13 protein-coding genes are annotated in these 16,152 nt (G+C 69.6%); 4 read left to right on the top strand and 9 right to left on the bottom strand.

What is annotated here, in order from left to right; all coding sequences use genetic code 11:
* Positions 1–234: 234 nt before the first annotated feature.
* From O1Q03_RS12055 to O1Q03_RS12045, 3 genes are read right to left on the bottom strand one after another with little or no spacing between them, the layout of a single operon-like run.
* Positions 235–1,221, bottom strand: coding sequence for an alpha/beta fold hydrolase (locus tag O1Q03_RS12055; protein WP_269503675.1), 987 nt, complete (start codon positions 1,219–1,221; stop codon positions 235–237).
* A gap of 7 nt (positions 1,222–1,228) precedes the next feature.
* Positions 1,229–2,791, bottom strand: coding sequence for a flavin-containing monooxygenase (locus tag O1Q03_RS12050; protein WP_269503674.1), 1,563 nt, complete (start codon positions 2,789–2,791; stop codon positions 1,229–1,231).
* Positions 2,788–3,690 (bottom strand): SDR family NAD(P)-dependent oxidoreductase, encoded by a 903-nt coding sequence (locus O1Q03_RS12045; RefSeq protein ID WP_269503673.1) that lies wholly within the window; start codon positions 3,688–3,690, stop codon positions 2,788–2,790. Before O1Q03_RS12045 ends, O1Q03_RS12050 begins: the two co-directional genes overlap by 4 nt.
* A gap of 102 nt (positions 3,691–3,792) precedes the next feature.
* On the opposite strand from O1Q03_RS12045, the gene O1Q03_RS12040 reads away from it, so the two are divergent.
* Entirely contained in the window at positions 3,793–4,437 is a 645-nt protein-coding gene (locus O1Q03_RS12040) for a TetR/AcrR family transcriptional regulator (RefSeq protein WP_269503672.1), read from the top strand.
* A gap of 111 nt (positions 4,438–4,548) precedes the next feature.
* On the opposite strand, the gene O1Q03_RS12035 is transcribed toward O1Q03_RS12040, so the two are convergent.
* Positions 4,549–5,490 (bottom strand): LysR family transcriptional regulator, encoded by a 942-nt coding sequence (locus O1Q03_RS12035; RefSeq protein WP_269503671.1) that lies wholly within the window; start codon positions 5,488–5,490, stop codon positions 4,549–4,551.
* 126 nt (positions 5,491–5,616) lie between these two features.
* On the opposite strand from O1Q03_RS12035, the gene O1Q03_RS12030 reads away from it, so the two are divergent.
* The 3 genes from O1Q03_RS12030 (at position 5,617) to O1Q03_RS12020 (ending at position 8,830) form a co-directional block, all read left to right on the top strand.
* Entirely contained in the window at positions 5,617–6,261 is a 645-nt protein-coding gene (locus tag O1Q03_RS12030) for a glutathione S-transferase family protein (RefSeq protein ID WP_269503670.1), read from the top strand.
* 35 nt (positions 6,262–6,296) lie between these two features.
* Positions 6,297–8,483: a pyridoxamine 5'-phosphate oxidase family protein gene (locus O1Q03_RS12025; RefSeq protein ID WP_269503669.1), complete on the top strand. Its 2,187-nt coding sequence runs from the start codon at positions 6,297–6,299 to the stop codon at positions 8,481–8,483.
* A gap of 143 nt (positions 8,484–8,626) precedes the next feature.
* A complete protein-coding gene (locus O1Q03_RS12020; protein ID WP_269503668.1) occupies positions 8,627–8,830 on the top strand; it encodes a DUF2970 domain-containing protein in 204 nt (67 codons plus the stop codon).
* 47 nt (positions 8,831–8,877) lie between these two features.
* Here the strand turns inward: O1Q03_RS12020 and O1Q03_RS12015 are convergent, their stop codons facing one another.
* The 5 genes from O1Q03_RS12015 to O1Q03_RS11995 form a co-directional block, all read right to left on the bottom strand.
* Positions 8,878–10,017, bottom strand: coding sequence for a porin (locus O1Q03_RS12015; RefSeq protein ID WP_269503667.1), 1,140 nt, complete (start codon positions 10,015–10,017; stop codon positions 8,878–8,880).
* 329 nt (positions 10,018–10,346) lie between these two features.
* Positions 10,347–11,663, bottom strand: a complete 1,317-nt coding sequence (gene qhpG / locus O1Q03_RS12010; protein ID WP_269503666.1) for a flavin-dependent monooxygenase QhpG — start codon at positions 11,661–11,663, stop codon at positions 10,347–10,349.
* Positions 11,660–12,352, bottom strand: a complete 693-nt coding sequence (gene qhpE, locus O1Q03_RS12005; RefSeq protein ID WP_269503665.1) for a subtilisin-like serine protease QhpE — start codon at positions 12,350–12,352, stop codon at positions 11,660–11,662. The genes qhpG and qhpE overlap by 4 nt, the downstream gene beginning before the upstream one ends.
* Positions 12,345–14,072, bottom strand: a complete 1,728-nt coding sequence (locus tag O1Q03_RS12000) for an ABC transporter ATP-binding protein (RefSeq protein WP_269503663.1) — start codon at positions 14,070–14,072, stop codon at positions 12,345–12,347. Before O1Q03_RS12000 ends, qhpE begins: the two co-directional genes overlap by 8 nt.
* A gap of 49 nt (positions 14,073–14,121) precedes the next feature.
* The gene (locus tag O1Q03_RS11995) at positions 14,122–16,053 is read right to left on the bottom strand and encodes a sigma-54-dependent Fis family transcriptional regulator (protein WP_269503661.1); all 1,932 of its coding nucleotides are present in this window, start codon (positions 16,051–16,053) and stop codon (positions 14,122–14,124) included.
* Positions 16,054–16,152 lie beyond the last annotated feature (99 nt).

The following is a 16,152-nucleotide window of genomic DNA, read 5'->3' as shown; positions in this document are numbered from 1 at the left end:
CGGCGCGGCCCGCCGCGACCCGGCCCGCCGCGACCCGGCGCGACCGGCCGCCGAACTGCCGGACTGCCGGCGCGACGTACGCAAGCGGCGGTGCCGCGAGCCACAGCGCGCGCCCGCGGCCGACATGCCGAGCACCCATCGGACGCGCGACTCAACGACTTGCCTGTCGTAAGGAGCGAGGCCGCACCTGCGCATCGCCACGCAGGTGCAGCCCGTCAGTACCCGCTCTGGCTATCAATGCTCGACATGCGTGCCCCGCACGGTCGCATCGCCCGGCTGCGCGGCGACTTCGAGCAGCCAGTCCGCCGTCGCCTCCGGAATCGTGACCGGCAGCATGTGCCCGCCTTCGACGACCTTCAGCCGCACGCGCGCGGACTTCTTCGCGAGCGCCTCGCCGTGGTCGCGCCAGTTGAGGATCGGATCGGCGCGGCCGTACAGCACGTCGACCGGCAACGACAGTTCCGCGTAGCGTCGCTCCATCGCGGGGAGGTCGACGGGCGCCGACAGCAAGTCCGTCGCCGTCGCGTAGAACACGTGCGGGCGCAGCCCGAGCAGGCCGCCGCCCTTGACCGGGAAGTCGCGCGGCACGGCTTCCGGCGCGAACACCTGCTGGACGGCCTTGCGGCCCGTCAGGATCGTCAGCGGGATCGCGAAGGTCCACGACACGAAGCGGCGCACCAGCGGCGACGGCAGCATCAGCGGCTTGAACGGCCCCGGCGGCTCGGTCTGCTCGTGCGACAGCGGCGCGATCAGCGCGAGCCGGCTCACGCGCTCCGGATGGTTGAGGCCGACGGCGAGCGCGATCGCGCCGCCGAGCGAGTGACCGACGAGCACGGGCCGGTCGAGCTTCAGCACGTCGATGAACGCGGCGATGGTGCGGGCCTGCGCGAACACGTTCGCCTGCGAGCCGGCGCCGCGCAGCGAGCGGCCGGCGCCGGGCCGGTCGACGAGGATCACGCGATGCCGCTGCGCGAGCCGCGCGAGCGGCAGGTACGCGAAGTTGCGCAACTGGCCGGCGAGCCCGTGCACGAACACGAGCGGCGGGCCGCTGCCGTACTCGACGTAGTGCAGGCGGTCGCCGTCGACGTCGACGAAGCGGCCCTCGGGCGGAAACGCGCGCGTCACGCGGCTCGCGACGTAACCGGAAAACAGCGCGAGCGCGGCGAGCACCGCGATGGCGCCGAGCAGCGCGTTCAGGATCAGATGGAGCGTATGGCTCATGTCGGCCTCAGCGGGTTTCGAGTACGGGTTCGGCAACCGGCGCGGCGGCCGGGCCGGCTTGCGCGCGGCGTTCGAACTGCATCGCCGAATCGGCGAGTCCGCTGAACTTCAGCGATGCGAGATCGAGCACGTAGTTCTGATGGAATTTCCATGGCTTGCGGTGGCCCTGCTTCGGCAGGATGCCGGCTGCGCGCTGGATGTAGCCGGAGCTCAGGTTCACGGCCGGCACGTCGCCGAGATCGCCGGCGCCGAGCCGCGGCACGCACGTGTCGTAGCCGTGCGCACGCATGTGGTTCAGCAGCCGGCACACGTAGCGCGAGATCAGCTCGGCCTTCAGCGTCCACGACGCGTTCGTGTAGCCGAACGACGACGCGAGGTTCGGCACGTCGCTGTACATCATTCCTTTATAGGACACCGTCTGCGGCAAGTCGACCGCGCGGCCGTCCACCGTCACGCGCGCGCCGCCGAGCAGCTTCACCTTCAGCCCGGTGGCCGTGACGATCACGTCGGCGTCGAGCTGCTCGCCGCTTTTCAGCTTCAGGCCGGTCGGCGTGAAGCGCTCGATCTCGTCGGTGACGATCGACGCGCGGCCCGCGCGGATCGCCTTGAACAGGTCGCCGTTCGGCACGAGACACACGCGCTGGTCCCACGGCATGTAGCGCGGCGTCAGGTGCTTCGCGACGTCGAAGTCGGCACCGAGTTGCTTCGCGGCCGCGCGGATGATGAACCGCTTGGTGCGCGCGGGCTTGCGGCGCGACACGTTGTACAGGTACATCGTCAGCAACACATTCTTCACGCGCACGAGCCGGTGCGCGAGCTTCGACGGCAGCACGCGGCGCAACGCGTTCGCGATCTTGTCGCGCACCGGCAGCGACACGATGTAGGTCGGCGAGCGCTGCAGCATCGTCACGTGCTGCGCGTCGGCCGCCATCGACGGCACCAGCGTGACGGCCGTCGCGCCGCTGCCGATCACGACGACGCGCCGGTTCGCGTACGACAGGTCCTTCGGCCAGTGCTGCGGATGCACGATACGGCCTTCGAACGATTCCATGCCGGCCCAGTCGGGCAGGTAGCCGCCGTCGTAGTCGTAGTAGCCGCTGCACATGTAGAGGAAGCGGCACGTATAGACGAGCGTGTCGCGCGTGCCGTCGTGCGCGCGCTCGACGCGCACCGTCCAGCGCGCGCGGTTCGAATCCCAGTCGGCCGCGACGACTTTCTGGCCGTAGCGGATCGTCTTGTCGATGCCGTACGTGCGCGCGGTGTCGCGAATGTAGTCGAGGATCGTCTGGCCGTCGGAGATCGCCTTGTCGCTGTGCCACGGGCGGAAGCTGTAGCCGAGCGTGAACATGTCGGAATCCGAACGAATGCCGGGATAGCGGAACAGGTCCCAGGTGCCGCCGATCGCATCGCGCGCCTCGACGATCGCGACGCTCGCATGCGGGCAGCGCTTCTTCAGGTGATACGCGGCGCCGATGCCGGACAGGCCGGCGCCGACGATCAGCACGTCGAGGTCGCGGCTGTCGCCGCGGGCGGGCGGCGCATCGCGCCGGTCGGTCGTCGTCGAGGTCATGCGGGGTCCTTGGTCGGCGTGGTCGGGCGCGCGGCCGGGGGATGCGCGCGTTCGAGGTTGCGTGTGCGGGCGCGGCGCACGTGGCGCAGCATCAGCCGCTGATAGCCGGCGCCGAGCAGGCGCGCGAGCTTGTCGAGACGACGCGCATCGGCGCCCACCAGCACGCGGCGCGCGTTGCGCTCGACGCCGGCGAGGATCTGCCGTGCGGCATCGTCGGCCGTCGTCGCGTTGATCAGCCGGTTTGCCTGGCGGCGATGGGTCGCTTCGTCCTGGCCGGTGAGCGCATGGATGCTGGTGTCGACGCGGCTTGCATCGACGATGTTGGTCGCGACGCCGCCCGGATGCACGCAGGTCGCGCTCACCGGTGCGCCGTCGAGCTCGAGTTCCATGCGCAGCGCTTCGGTGAAGCCGCGCACCGCGAACTTGGTCGCGTTGTACGCGCTTTGCGTCGGCATCGCGATCAGCCCGAACAGGCTCGACGTGTTGATCACATGCCCGTCGCCCGACGCGCGCAGATGCGGCAGGAACGCCTGCGTGCCATGCACGACGCCCCAGAAGTTGATGCCGACGATCCATTCGAGATCGGCGATGCGCGCGGTCTCGGCGCTCGCGGCCAGCGACACGCCCGCATTGTTGAAGATCAGGTTGACCTTGCCGTGTTCCGCGCGCACGAAATCGGCCCACGCGAACACCGCGTCGCGATCGGCGACGTCGAGCCGCCGCGTGCTCGCGCGCACGCCGTGCTTCGCGCATGCGGCCGCCGTGCCGGCGAGCCCGACGTCGTTGACGTCGGCGAGCGCGACCTCGCAGCCGCGCCGCGCGAGCTCGACCGCGAGGCTGCGGCCCATGCCCGAACCGGCGCCGGTGATCGCGGCGACCTTGCCGGAAAAGCCCTTCATTCGTCGTCCTCCCGTGCCGCTTGCGCTGTACCGGCGGCGCATCTATTGTGGTGTTGATCGTCACCACTTTAGTTTTCGGGTGTCCTGATGTCAAATAGCGGAATGGAGAAAGCACTCGAAACGGAAAAAAGGGGCCGGTCGTATGGCGGCGTGGCGCCCGAGGTACGGGCCGCCGAGCGGCGCGACGCGTTGATTCGCGCGGCGACGCGCGTGTTCGGCACGGTGGGTTTTCGCAAGGCGACCGTGCGGTCGATCTGTCAGGAGGCGAAGCTCAACGACCGCTATTTCTACGCGGCGTTCGACAGCACCGAGGATCTGCTGCGCTGCACCTATCTGCATCACGCGCAGCAGCTGCACGACGCGGTCGCGCGCGCGGTGGCCGAGCGCGGCGGCGATCTGCGCGAGAGTGTCGACGCGGGGCTCGCCGCATTCTTCGGTTTCCTGCGCGATCCATGCGCGGCGCGCGTGCTGCTGCTCGAAGTGATGGGCGTGAGCGCGGATACCGACATGACCTATCAGCGGATGCTGCTCGACTTCGGCAAGCTGATCATGGCGATCGGCGCGTCGCGCGAGGCCGTGACGCCGGCGGAGCGCACCGAGCAGCGGCTGATCGGGCTCGCGCTCGTCGGCGCGATGACGAACGTCGGCGCGGCGTGGCTGCTCACCGGTTATCGCGACCCGGAGGCGCAGATGGTCGCGAGCTGCAGGAAGGTGTTGCTGGGGACGTTGGGCGAAGCGGGCGGGTAAGGACGTGGGGATCGGACGACTATCCTCGCCTCGCGCAAGACCTGAAGTCGTTGCTCGTGAGACGACTCATGCACGCGTATTGAGCGCTGACCTTCACGTTTCTTCTTTTTGCTACTTCGACCGCGACCGCCGTGTCATCGGTGCGGCCGGAGTTTCCCCGAGCTTCGCCTTCATCGCATCGATGAACGCCCGCACCTTCGGCGACGGCAGTCGCGTCGACGGATACACCGCATGGATCCCGGCCGGCGCCGAGCGCCACGCGGGCAGCAGCCGCACGAGCCGGCCGGCGGCGACGTCGTCCGCGGTCGAGAAATCCGTCAGCAGCCCGAAGCCGCCACCCGCGAGCACGATCGCGCGGCACGCGGTCGCGGTGTTCGACACGACCGGCGCGACACAGCGCACCGCCGCATGGCCGTCGCGTGCATGGTCGAGCTCGATCGTATGCGGGCGCGGCAGCGTCGACAGCATCACGAACGGCAGCGCGGCCAGCGCGTCCGGTTCGCGCGGCAGCCCGTGGCGCGCGACGAACGCCGGGCTCGCGACCAGCCATTTCTCATACTCGCCCAACTGCACCGCGCGGTAGTTCGAATCCGCGAGGCGGCCGATGCGGATCGCGACGTCGAGGTTGTCGGCGACGAGATCGACGACGCGGTCGTTCGCAATCAGCTCGACGTCGAGCCCCGGATGCGCGTCGCGCAGCGCGACGACGGCCGGCGCGACGACCAGCGCGCCATAGTCGATCGGCACGCTCACGCGCAGCGTGCCGCGCAGCGGCCCCGCGTCGGACGACACCGCGTCGAGCGCGCTTTCGGTCGCGCGTACGATCTCGCGACACGCGTCGTAGAACACGCGTCCGGCATCGGTCACGCTCAGCCGCCGCGTCGTGCGCACCAGCAGATTCGCGCCGACCTCGGATTCGAGGCGCTGCATGTGCGTGCTGACGACCGTCTTCGCGAGGCCGAGCCGCTCGGCCGCGGCCGTCAGCGAGCCGGCGTCGACCACCGCGACGAAGATCGCCAGCCGGTTCAGGTTCACGTCGCGCAGATCAGCCATCGTCGATTGTCCTATGAAAGCGGAGAATGTTTCCGCGATTATCCGTCTTCTGGCGACGAACGGCGAGCGCTACGCTGGAGCCGTTCGTCGCCGATCCCCGGCGGCGCGAGATTCCGGAGTGTTTCCATGTCTGCCGCCAGCAAGCCCGCCTCGCCCATTCGCGTCTATTCGTTCCTGTTGTCCGGGCACGCGCACCGTGTCCGGTTGTTCCTGTCGCTGCTCGGGCTGCCGTCCAGGACCATCGACGTCGATCTCGCGGCCGGCGCGCAGCGCGAACCGGCGTTTCTCGCGCTCAATCCGCTCGGGCAGGTGCCGGTGATCGACGACGACGGCACCGTGATCGCCGATTCGAACGCGATCCTCGTGTATCTCGCGAAGCGCTACGGGGACGCGCACTGGCTGCCCGACGATCCGGTCGGCGCGGCGGTCGTGCAGCGCTGGCTGTCGTACGCGGCCGGCCCGATCGCGTCCGGTCCCGCGGCCGCACGGCTCGTGACCGTGTTCGGCGCACAGCTCGACGCGGAAGCGGCCAAGCGCACGGCCGCGAAGGTGCTTGACGTGATCGATCGCGAGCTGGCCGGCAAGCCGTTCGCGGCCGGCGCGCAGCCGACGATCGCGGACATCGCCGCGTACACGTACATCGCGCACGCACCGGAAGGCGGCGTGTCGCTCGAACCGTATCCGCACGTGCGCGCGTGGCTCGCGCGTATCGAGGCGTTGCCGGGCTTCGTCGCGATGCCGGCGACGCGCGCGGGCCTGCTCGCCGCTTGACGGTCACTGCCACCGCGCTTGTTCAGGAGAACATGATGAATGCGCCGACCGCCGTCGTACCGGGCTGGGAACTCGACACCGCACCATTCCACGCGGGCGAGCTTGCCGTGCAGCAGCGCGCAGGCGTGACGGACGCGGCGAGCGCGGCCGGCCGGCGCGGGATCCGGCGCTTCATGCCGGACCAGCACCGGACGTTTTTCGCGCAACTGCCGTTTTTCGTGCTTGGCGGCGTCGATGCGAGCGGCCAGCCGTGGGCGACGTTGCGGGTCGGTGCGCCGGGTTTCGTCACGTCGCCGGACGCCCGGACGCTGCGCATCGCGGCGCGCGCGCTGCCGGGCGATCCGCTGGCCGGCGCGTGGCGGCCGGGCGCGCCGCTCGGCGGGCTCGGGATCGAATTCGATACGCGCCGGCGCAATCGCGTGAACGGCGTCGTGCGCGCGATCGATGGCGATGCGTTGACGATCGCGGTCGAGCAGAGCTTCGGCAACTGCGCGAAGTACATCCAGGGCCGCAAGCCGACGTTTGTCGGGGACGAGGTTGGTGCAGCGGCCGAGGTGGTTGAATCCGACGTATCGGACGTATCCAGCGTGTCCAACGCATCCAACGCATCCAACGCATCCAATACATCCAATCCATCCGATGCATCCGGCGTATCCCACGTATCGGGCGCATCCGACATATCTAACCGGCTGAGCGACGCGGACCGCGCGCTGCTCGCGCAGGCCGATACGTTCTTCGTCGCGAGTGCGAACACGTCGGTGGATGCGGGTTCCGCGCGCGGCGCGGACGTGTCGCATCGCGGCGGGATGCCGGGCTTCGTGCGCGTCGACGATGCGCATACGCTGACGACGCCGGATTTCAGCGGCAACCGCTTCTTCAACACGCTCGGCAACCTGCAGCACGATCCGCGCGCGGGATTGTTGTTCGTCGATTTCGACAGCGGCGATTTGCTCTACGTCGCCGCCGATGCTGAGATCGTATGGGACGGCCCGCTCGTCGCGTCCTTCGCCGGCGCGCAGCGCGTCGTGCGGTTTCATGTACGCGAAGTGCGGCGCACGCGGCGCGTACTGCCGTTCCGGTGGTCGGCGGTCGAGCCCGCGCCGCAGTTTGCGGCGATGGCGATAGCAGCGGCGTCGGGTGGCGCGGCGGCAACGGCCCGGCCGGCGCTCTCCGCGGCCACACCTACCCCAGCGCCCGCATGGCGGTCGCTGCGCATCACGAAGATCGTCGACGAAGCGCGCGCGATTCGTTCGTTCCATTTCGAACCGGCCGACGGCGACGCGTTGCCCGCATACGAAGCCGGACAACATCTGACGCTGCGGGTCGCGGTCCCCGGCGACGATGCGCCGACGATCCGCAGCTACACGCTCTCCGATGCGCCCGGCGGCGCGGATTACCGGATCACCGTGAAGCGGGAAGGGCGCGTGTCGACATGGCTGCACGACCACGCGCGGGCCGGCATGACGCTCGACGCGCAGATGCCGCGCGGCCGTTTCACGTTCGACGTCGCGAGCCCGCGCCCGGCCGTGCTGGTGTCGGCCGGTATCGGCATCACGCCGATGATCGCGATGCTGCGCCGCGCGCTTGCCGACGATGCGCCGTCGCGCCGCGTGGTGTTCGTGCACGGCGCACGCGATACGGCGGACCGGCCGTTCGCCGCGGCGCTGACACGCATCGCGGACACCGACGCACGCGTCGCGCTGCACTGGTTCGACAGCCAGCCGCAACGCGACGGCGCGGCGCGACCGGGCCGCATCGACATCGCGCAACTGAAGCGGATCCTGCCGTTTGACGACTACGACTTCTATCTGTGCGGGCCGTCCGCGTTCATGCGCGATTTGTATGAAGGACTGCGCGCGCTGAACGTGCCGGACGAGCGTATCCGCTTCGAGGCGTTCGGGCCGTCGAGCGTCGCGCGCAGCACGGCCCGCGCGGCAGCGGCGTCGCCGGCACCGAGCGTACCCGTCGTGTTTCGCCGCTCGGCGCGCGATGCCGGATGGACGCCCGCCGACGGCACGCTGCTCGAATTCGCCGAAGGGCAACGCGTGGCGGTGCCGTCGGAATGCCGGTCCGGATCATGCGGCACGTGCGCGACGCGCGTGCTGTCCGGCGCGGTCGACTATGTGCAGGCGCACGATGCATCGGTCGGCCCGGGCTGCGCGCTGCTGTGCGTCGCGCAGCCGGCGCAAGGGGCCGCGGAGCCGCTCGTGCTCGATCTCTGACGCGCGCGCCGCCGCGGTGCTGCGCCCATGCGACACGCGGTCGCACAGCCCGTGCTGCGCAAAAACCGTGCGCAACTGCTTCTTTTTTCGGACGCCTGTCGGATCGACGATAGCGTCAACCGATAGAGGAAAGGAGCAACATCATGAAACTGTTCAGCATGATCCGCCTGGTTCTGTGGAGTTTCTTCGGCGTACGCAACAGCAAGGCGCACGCGACCGATCTCGCGAACGCCAACTTCACGATGCTGCCGTTCGTCGCGATCGTGCTCGCGGTGCTGATCGGTGCTGTGATCTACGGCGTCGTGCATCTGGTCGTCGATCCGACGGTGACGATGCAGGGGTTCTGAGCGCCGCGTGCCGCACCGGTGCGCGGCACGGCATGCAACACGCACGCTCAGAACGTATGATTCAGCGCCACGCGCGCGACGATCTGGTGCCCGTTCGACGACGCACCGGGCGAACCCGGCACGAGCGCGCCATCGAGCGGCGTGCCGGTCGCGCTGCCGCCCACCAGTTGATACGCGACCTGCGTGTAGACCGACGTGCGCTTCGACAGCAGGTACTGCGCCGTCGCGCCGAACTGGTTCCAGTGCAGCGACGACTTCACGCCGGCCTGATCGAGACCGCCGCGCGTGTACGTGTACATGCCGCCGACCAGAAACGACGGCGTGACGTTGTACTTCGCGTTGACTTCGATGTTGTCGAACGTGAGCCGCGCATTCGCGAGGCCGAGGCTGCCCGCATACAGCGACGCATCCGGGTGCCCGACGTTCACGTGCGAATACACGGCGCCGAGCGTCGCGGCGCCGATTCCGTAGTTCACGCCGATCCCGTAGATCTTCTGGTTGCCCGCGACGAAATCCGTGTCGTCCGGCGTCAGTGCGCCGCCCGCCGTGGTGCCGGGATTCGACATGTTCTCGTAGACGGCGGCGACCGACAGCGTCTGGTACGTGTAGTTCAGGCCGACGCCGAGCATCCGGTTCTGCGCGAAGCCGCCGGCGAGATTGCTCAATGCATACATCACAGTGCCCGAGAACCCTCCGACCACGGGGCTCGTGTACTTCACCGCGTTGTTCGCATGGAACGACGCGTCGGTGTTGTCGTTGTCGAGCGGATGCGAGAACAGGAAGCCGGCCCAGCTTCCGTTCGCGGTCAGCGGCCCGATCGTATCGGAGACGCTATCGAACTGGCGGCCGAGCGTCAGCGTGCCGAGCCGCGCGGACTGCAGCCCGACATACGACTGGAAGCCGAACAGGCGGTTGCCGTAGCCGAGCTGGCCGCTTTCCACCGCGAAGCCGCTTTCCAGGTCGAAGATCGCGTGCAGCCCGCCGCCGAGATCCTCGTCGCCCTTGATGCCCCAGCGGCTGGTCGAGAGATCGCCGCTCGCCATCTGCCATGACGACTTCCCGCCGACATTGTTCGTGTAGTTGATGCCTTCGTCGAGCACACCGAACAGCAGGACGGAGCTTTGTGCATGCGCGTTCGCGCAACCGATCAGGAATCCTGCCGACAGGATGAAGGGTAGTTTTTTCATGTGGAATGCGGGCTAGAAAGATGAAACGGTCGATGGTCGGTCGCGCGGCGTGTGCGGCGCTTGACCTTCGATAAGCAGATGGCATGCCATCACCGGTTTCAAGACCGCGATGCGCGGGCTGCGTTCCATTTCATTGAGCGGTGCGGTCGATTCGTGCGGGATCGCGTATCAATCGCGTAGCAATTCGCATCGCGTGTCGCATGTCGCGTCTCAACTTGAGACGCGACATGCGACGCAGAAGAAGCGTCCGCGCGAAAACGCGCATGCGGCGACCCGAGCATCGCGGCATGCAGGCACGACGAGGTGGGGGGACAGAGAAAGAGCGCGCGTTACGCGCGCGAGAACGGATAACCCTGCGTTTCGAGCCAGCGCCGCACGAGCGCGGCTTGCTGCGGCGCGAACTGCGCCAGCACCTGCGCGGCCGGCTGGTCGCGCAGCGCGGCGACGATCGGCGCGAGCGCGATGCCTTGCAGATGCCAGATTCCGAGCGGCTGGTCGGGGCTCGTGACGACGTCGGCTTCGGCGATCGTATCGCCTTCGATCACGGGCGCACGCTCGATCGCGAGCGCGTCGAAATCGGGCGCGCGATGCGACGGCGCATCGTCGGGCCACGCGCGGCGCGCCCGCCAGAACGGTCGATCGGTCCATTGCGTGTCGAGCGCGTAGAAGTCGCGGCCGATCCGCGCGAAACGCATGAACAGCGCGGTGATGCGCCGCTCGTGAAAGCGCAGCGCGAGTGCCGCGCGCTCCGGATGCGCGAGCAACGTATGGATGACGGCCGGCGCCTGCAGCGCGGATGACAGCGACTGGAAGATTCCGTTGCCGGACAACGGATCGACGGCCATTGCCGCGTCGCCGATACGCAGCCAGTTCGTGCCGCCCGTGTCGCCGCACAGCGTCGCGCTACTGGTGCGTGCAAACACGCGCGCATCGTCCCCGGCCTCGTTCCCGAAGAAGTCGCGTGCGAGCGGCGTGTGCCGCAGCGTCGCACACCACGCGGGCAGCGCGTCGCGCGGCGGCAGCGTCGCGGTCGCGACGTCGAGCGTCGCCTGCCAGTAGCAGCGGCCGTCGGGCAGGCGCGCCATCCACGCCCAGCCGTCGGGCAGGCTCTCGACTGCCGATGCCGGATCGCCGGGTGTGCGCTGCCAAACGTTCAGCAGGCTCAGCGTTTGCGGCCCGCGCATCGCGTCGCGCGCGAGCGGCGCGAGGCGCCCGCGCGCCTCGACGACGAACGCCGCATGCAGCGTGTCGCAGCCGGCCCGCGTATCGATGCGGATCGCATGTCCGTCGCCGTCGGCCTGCACCGCGCGCACCGTCGCTTCGCGCACCGCGATGCCCGCTGCGGCGAGATCGCGGCGCAGCGCTTCGTCGAAACGGCGGCGATCGATCAGGTGTTCGTGATTGAGCGTGCGCGTGTCGCCGTTCCAGCGCGTCGTGCGCGCGCACGGCGGCAGCGCGCACGCGGCCGCCTGCACGAGCCCCGCATGGCGCAGCCCTTGCAGCACGCGATCGGACACGCCTTCGACCGCATCGAAGCGCCGCCATTCGCTGACGACGGTCACCGGATAGCCCAGCCGCGCGAGGCCGAGCGCGGCGGCGGCGCCGGCCGGGCCTGCGCCGAGCACGGCGATCGGCGCGCGCTTCATGATGCGTGGGTGCGCCGTTCGACGCCGACGTAAGCCGCGGCTTCGCGCAGATGCGCGACGAGCGCGGCGGTATCCGCGTCGGGGTGCCGCGCGAACCAGTGCGCGGCATGGCCGCTGAGCGCCGCGCACGCGATGCTCGCGCCGGCCGGCGCGCGCGGTGCGCCGCTCGAGACGATCGCACCGAAATCGGCCTGCGCGCTGTCGAGCCACGACCATTGGCCCAATGCGCAACGTGCATCGCCCGTCACGCGCACGATGCCCGGATAGCTGGCCGGAAACACCGGCGTGCCTTGTGCGGGGCTCGACGCGAACACGGTCACGCGTTGCGCGACGGCCGCCGCGCATGCGTCGCGCAGCGAGTCGCGATCGGCACGCACACCGACGCTCAGGTTGATCACGCGAACACGTTGTGTCAGCAACCAGTCGATCGCGTGCGCGATTTGCGCGGCACTCGTCACGCCGCGCGCGTCGAACACCTGCGCGACGATCAGCGCCGCATCGGGCGCGGCGTCCGCGATCGTCGCGCAGATCGCGCTGCCGTGGCCGAGCCGGTCCGGCTCGGCGGCGCCGGTCCGCAGTACCAAAGCATCGTCGAGCGAGAAGCGCCGCGCGTCGACCACGCGCGCGCTCAGCGACGGCGGATAGCCGCTGTCGACGATACCGACGCGCACGCTCCCGTCGTCACGCATGCGCGACGTCCCGGTGCGTGCGGCGCGCGAGTTGCCCGTCCGCGAGCTCGAAATGCAGGTCGACGCCGGCGAGCGTCGACGCGCGGTGGCTGACGAGGATGCGCGTGCGATCGCCGAACAGCGTGTCGATCTGCGCGATGACCTGCCGCTCGGTGGCTTCGTCGACGGCCGACGTCGCCTCGTCGAGCACGAGGATCGCCGGCGCCTGCAGCAGCGCGCGGGCGATCGCGATGCGCTGCTTCTGGCCGCCGGACAGCTGTTGCCCGCGCTCGCCGACCGGCCCGTCGAGCCCGCCCGGCAGCGTCGCGATCAGTTCGTCGAGGCGGGCCGCGCGCGCGGCGAGCGCGATGTCGTCGCGCGTCGCGTTCGGCGCCGCGTAACGGATGTTGTCCGCGAGGCTGCCGCGAAACAGCACGATGTCCTGGCTGACGACCGCGACGTGCCGGCGCAGCGCATCGAGATCGACGTCGCGCAGGTCGACGCCGTCGATGCGCACGCTGCCGCGCTGCGGATCGTAGAAGCGCTGCATCAGGTCGATCAGCGTCGATTTGCCGCTGCCCGACAGCCCCGACAACGCGACCTTGCTGCCGGCCGGCACGCGCGCGGCGGCGCCACGCAGCACTGGCTGCGCGCGCTCGTCGTGCGCGAACCACACGTCGACGAATTCGAGGTCGCCGCGCGGCGGCAGCTCACGCGCGACGGCCGGCGGCTGCACGGCCACCAGCGCGCGCTGCAGTTCCATCACGCGGCCGAGGCTCACCGTCATCCGCTGCAGCGCGACGTAGAGCCCGAGCAGGCTCTTCACCGGGCCGATCGCCATCCCGAGATAGCTCGAGAACGCGATCAGCGAACCGAGCGGCCAGTCGCCGCGAATCACCCAGTAGCCGCCGACGATGAACGCGCCGGCGCGCGACAGCGACGTCAGCGTGCCGGGCACCGACTGCGTGATGAATTCGGTGACCTGCAGCTTCAGCAGGCGCTCCATGTAGCGCTCGCCGAGGCCGTCGAGCCGCGCCTGCTCCGCGCGCTGGCGGCCGGCCGCCTGGATGAACTTCATCGCGGGCAGCGTCTCGACGAGGAACGACGACACGTCGGCCGCGCCTTCGCGCACCGACCGCGCATCGCGCTCGACCTTGCGGCGCATCGTGCGCAGCCACAGGATCTCGAACGGAATCAGCAGCAGCGCGACCAGCGACAGCTTCCACGACAGCGTCACCAGCAGCACGAGCGTGCCGACCAGCCCGATCACGTTCGACACCGCGGAGAACAGCGCGTCGAGCGCAAAGCGCTGGATCTCGGCGACGTCGCCGTCGAGGCGCGACAGCAGGTCGCCGAGGCGGCGCTGCCCGTAGAACGACGGCGACAGCCGCTGCAGGTGCGCGTAGACGGCGCTGCGCAGCGAGAACAGCACGCGGCCGGACAGCCGCGTATGCAGGTAACGGTTGACGCCGCCGAGCAGCGTGCCGACGAAGCCGGCGAACACCATCGCGAACGCGATCGCGACGAGCATCCGGAAATCCTTGCCGACGAGCCCGCGGTCGATCAGCTCCTTCGTGAGCCACGGCTGCGCGAGCGCCAGCAGCGACGCGCAGGCCGACAACGCGAGCAGCCCCGCGATCGCGAGCCGGTGCGGCCGCACGAAACCGTACAGCCAGCCGAGCGCGCGCGCGAGCTGCGCGCGATCGTCGGTCTTCACGAAACGCAGGACGAGTTTCAGCATCGGCGCGATCGATCCGTACGGAAAGCAGCAGCCGAACGCGCGCGCACCGTCATGACTGCAGCCGCTTGAGCCGGCGATACAGCGTCGCGCGGCTGATCCCGAGCGTCTGCGCGGCGGCCGCGACGTTGCCGTCGTGACGCGCGAGCGATTCGCGGATCAGGTCGTCCTCGTGACGGCGGATCAGCCCGAACGACGCATCGCGCGACGGGCACACGCCGTCGATGAAGCCGTCGCACAGATGATCGAGGCCCAGCACGTCGTCGTGCTCGTCGCGCACCGCGAGCGCCGTGCGCAGCACCATCTCGAGCTGGCGGATGTTGCCGGGCCAGCGATGCTGGCGGAATACGTCGGCGAGCTCCGCGTTGATGCGCACATGCGGCGCGCCGAGCCGCGCGAGCAGCGCGTTGACGATCAGGTCGACGTCGTCGCGCTCGCGCAGCGCGGGCAGCAGCACGTTGACGCCGTGAATCCGGTAGTAGAGGTCTTCGCGGAAGCTCTTGTCGCGCACCATCGTCTGCAGGTCGCGGTGCGTCGCGCAGATCACCGCGATGTCGATGGCCTGCTCGTCGCCCGCGCCGAGCGGCGCGACCTTGCGTTCCTGCAGCACGCGCAGCAGGCGCGCCTGCAGATGCAGCGGCATGTCGCCGATTTCGTCGAGAAACAGCGTGCCGCCGTGCGCCTGCATCAGCCGGCCCGTCATCCCGCCCTTGCGTGCGCCCGTGAATGCGCCGTCGCGATAGCCGAACAACTCGGACTCGATCAGCCCTTCGGGGATCGACGCGCAGTTCACCGCGACGAACGGCTTGCCGGCGCGCATGCTCGCATCGTGCAGCGCGCGTGCGACGACTTCCTTGCCGGTGCCGGTTTCACCCTGCACGAGCACGGGCAGCCCGTTGTTGAGCCCTTGTCGCGCCATCGTCAGCGCGCGCAACAGCCGCGGCTGGCGGCCGGCAAGGGCCGCGAGCGCCTGCGTGCAGGCGTCATCCCGGGCGCCGGCCGCCGGGGCCGATACGCGTTCGCGCACGGCCGGCACGGCCGTCGTGCGCGGCAGGCGCAGCGCCTTGCAGTGGAACGCGGCGTCGACGCCTTCGATGCGCAGCATCCCGCCTTGCTCGGCGAACGCGACGAACGACGGCGTGCGCGCGAGCGATGCGCTTTCGCAGCGGCGGCCGACGAGTGCGTCGCGTGCGGCGCCGAGCAACTCGCACGCATGCGCGTTCGCGGCGACGATGCGGCCGTCTTCCGACACGGCGAGCACGCCGCTCCAGCTCGAGCCGAGATACGTGCGGCGCGGATGAAATACGAGCACGACGTGCTCGGGAAAGTACGCGTCGAACAGGCGCGTCTCGATGTGCGTGGCCGCCGTGCTCATCAGCATCGACATCCCGTCGAGCGTGAGCGGCAGTTCGCCTTCGCGCGTGAGGTCCAGCACGCCGATCGGGTTGCCGTGCGGATCGCGCAGCGGCACCGAGCGGCACGAGAAGCGGCTCAGCCGGCCGAGGAAATGCTCGCCGCTGTCGATCGCGACCGCGCAACCTTCGACGAGCGCGGTGCCGAGCGCGTTGGTGCCGCGCAGCGATTCGCACCAGTTCGCGCCGGCGCGGATGTCGCCGATGCCGAGTGCGGCGAGCGCGCTCGCGTCGCCGTCGACCGACAGGATGGTTGCGCGCGCATCGGCCAGCATGATCATGCCGTCGCGTCCGCAACGCTCGGCGAGAAATGCGAGTTCGGGTGCAGCCGCGTCGAGCAGCAGGCGGTTCGCGTCGCGCAGCTCGTCGAGATTGCAGAATTCATGCAGGTTCAGGCGCGCGTCGTCGTCCCAGCGCACGCCGTGATCGAGGCTGCGCCGCCACGACTGGTCGATTTCGATGCGCAGGCAGCCTTGCGGCAGCACGCCGTCCGAACTGAGTCGTTCGCGAATCAGGCGCGTTGCCTGCAGCCGGTCCGGGAGTCGTTGGCCGGAAGGGAAGTAGTCTTGCACGTCGCCCCTCCTCAGGAGAATGTCGGGCCGTCCGATCCGGCGCGGCCGCACGCAAAAAGGCCCGCCGAGTCTGGCATAAGCCCGGGCATAAATCCATCC

The sequence above is a fragment of the Burkholderia sp. IMCC1007 genome (assembly GCF_027257875.1).
Lineage (GTDB): Bacteria > Pseudomonadota > Gammaproteobacteria > Burkholderiales > Burkholderiaceae > Burkholderia.
Note: the sequence above shows the minus strand (reverse complement) of the source record. Positions and strands in the feature narration are given on the sequence as shown.

Coding starts and splice junctions, on each gene's coding strand:
- O1Q03_RS12020 (WP_269503668.1), top strand. CDS start 8,627: ATGAAACTGTTCAGCATGATCCGCCTGGTTCTGTGGAGTTTCTTCGGC.
- O1Q03_RS12000 (WP_269503663.1), bottom strand. CDS start 14,072: ATGCTGAAACTCGTCCTGCGTTTCGTGAAGACCGACGATCGCGCGCAG.
- O1Q03_RS12045 (WP_269503673.1), bottom strand. CDS start 3,690: ATGAAGGGCTTTTCCGGCAAGGTCGCCGCGATCACCGGCGCCGGTTCG.
- qhpE (WP_269503665.1), bottom strand. CDS start 12,352: ATGCGTGACGACGGGAGCGTGCGCGTCGGTATCGTCGACAGCGGCTAT.
- O1Q03_RS12025 (WP_269503669.1), top strand. CDS start 6,297: ATGAATGCGCCGACCGCCGTCGTACCGGGCTGGGAACTCGACACCGCA.
- qhpG (WP_269503666.1), bottom strand. CDS start 11,663: ATGAAGCGCGCGCCGATCGCCGTGCTCGGCGCAGGCCCGGCCGGCGCC.
- O1Q03_RS12050 (WP_269503674.1), bottom strand. CDS start 2,791: ATGACCTCGACGACGACCGACCGGCGCGATGCGCCGCCCGCCCGCGGC.
- O1Q03_RS12055 (WP_269503675.1), bottom strand. CDS start 1,221: ATGAGCCATACGCTCCATCTGATCCTGAACGCGCTGCTCGGCGCCATC.
- O1Q03_RS12015 (WP_269503667.1), bottom strand. CDS start 10,017: ATGAAAAAACTACCCTTCATCCTGTCGGCAGGATTCCTGATCGGTTGC.
- O1Q03_RS12030 (WP_269503670.1), top strand. CDS start 5,617: ATGTCTGCCGCCAGCAAGCCCGCCTCGCCCATTCGCGTCTATTCGTTC.
- O1Q03_RS12040 (WP_269503672.1), top strand. CDS start 3,793: ATGGAGAAAGCACTCGAAACGGAAAAAAGGGGCCGGTCGTATGGCGGC.
- O1Q03_RS12035 (WP_269503671.1), bottom strand. CDS start 5,490: ATGGCTGATCTGCGCGACGTGAACCTGAACCGGCTGGCGATCTTCGTC.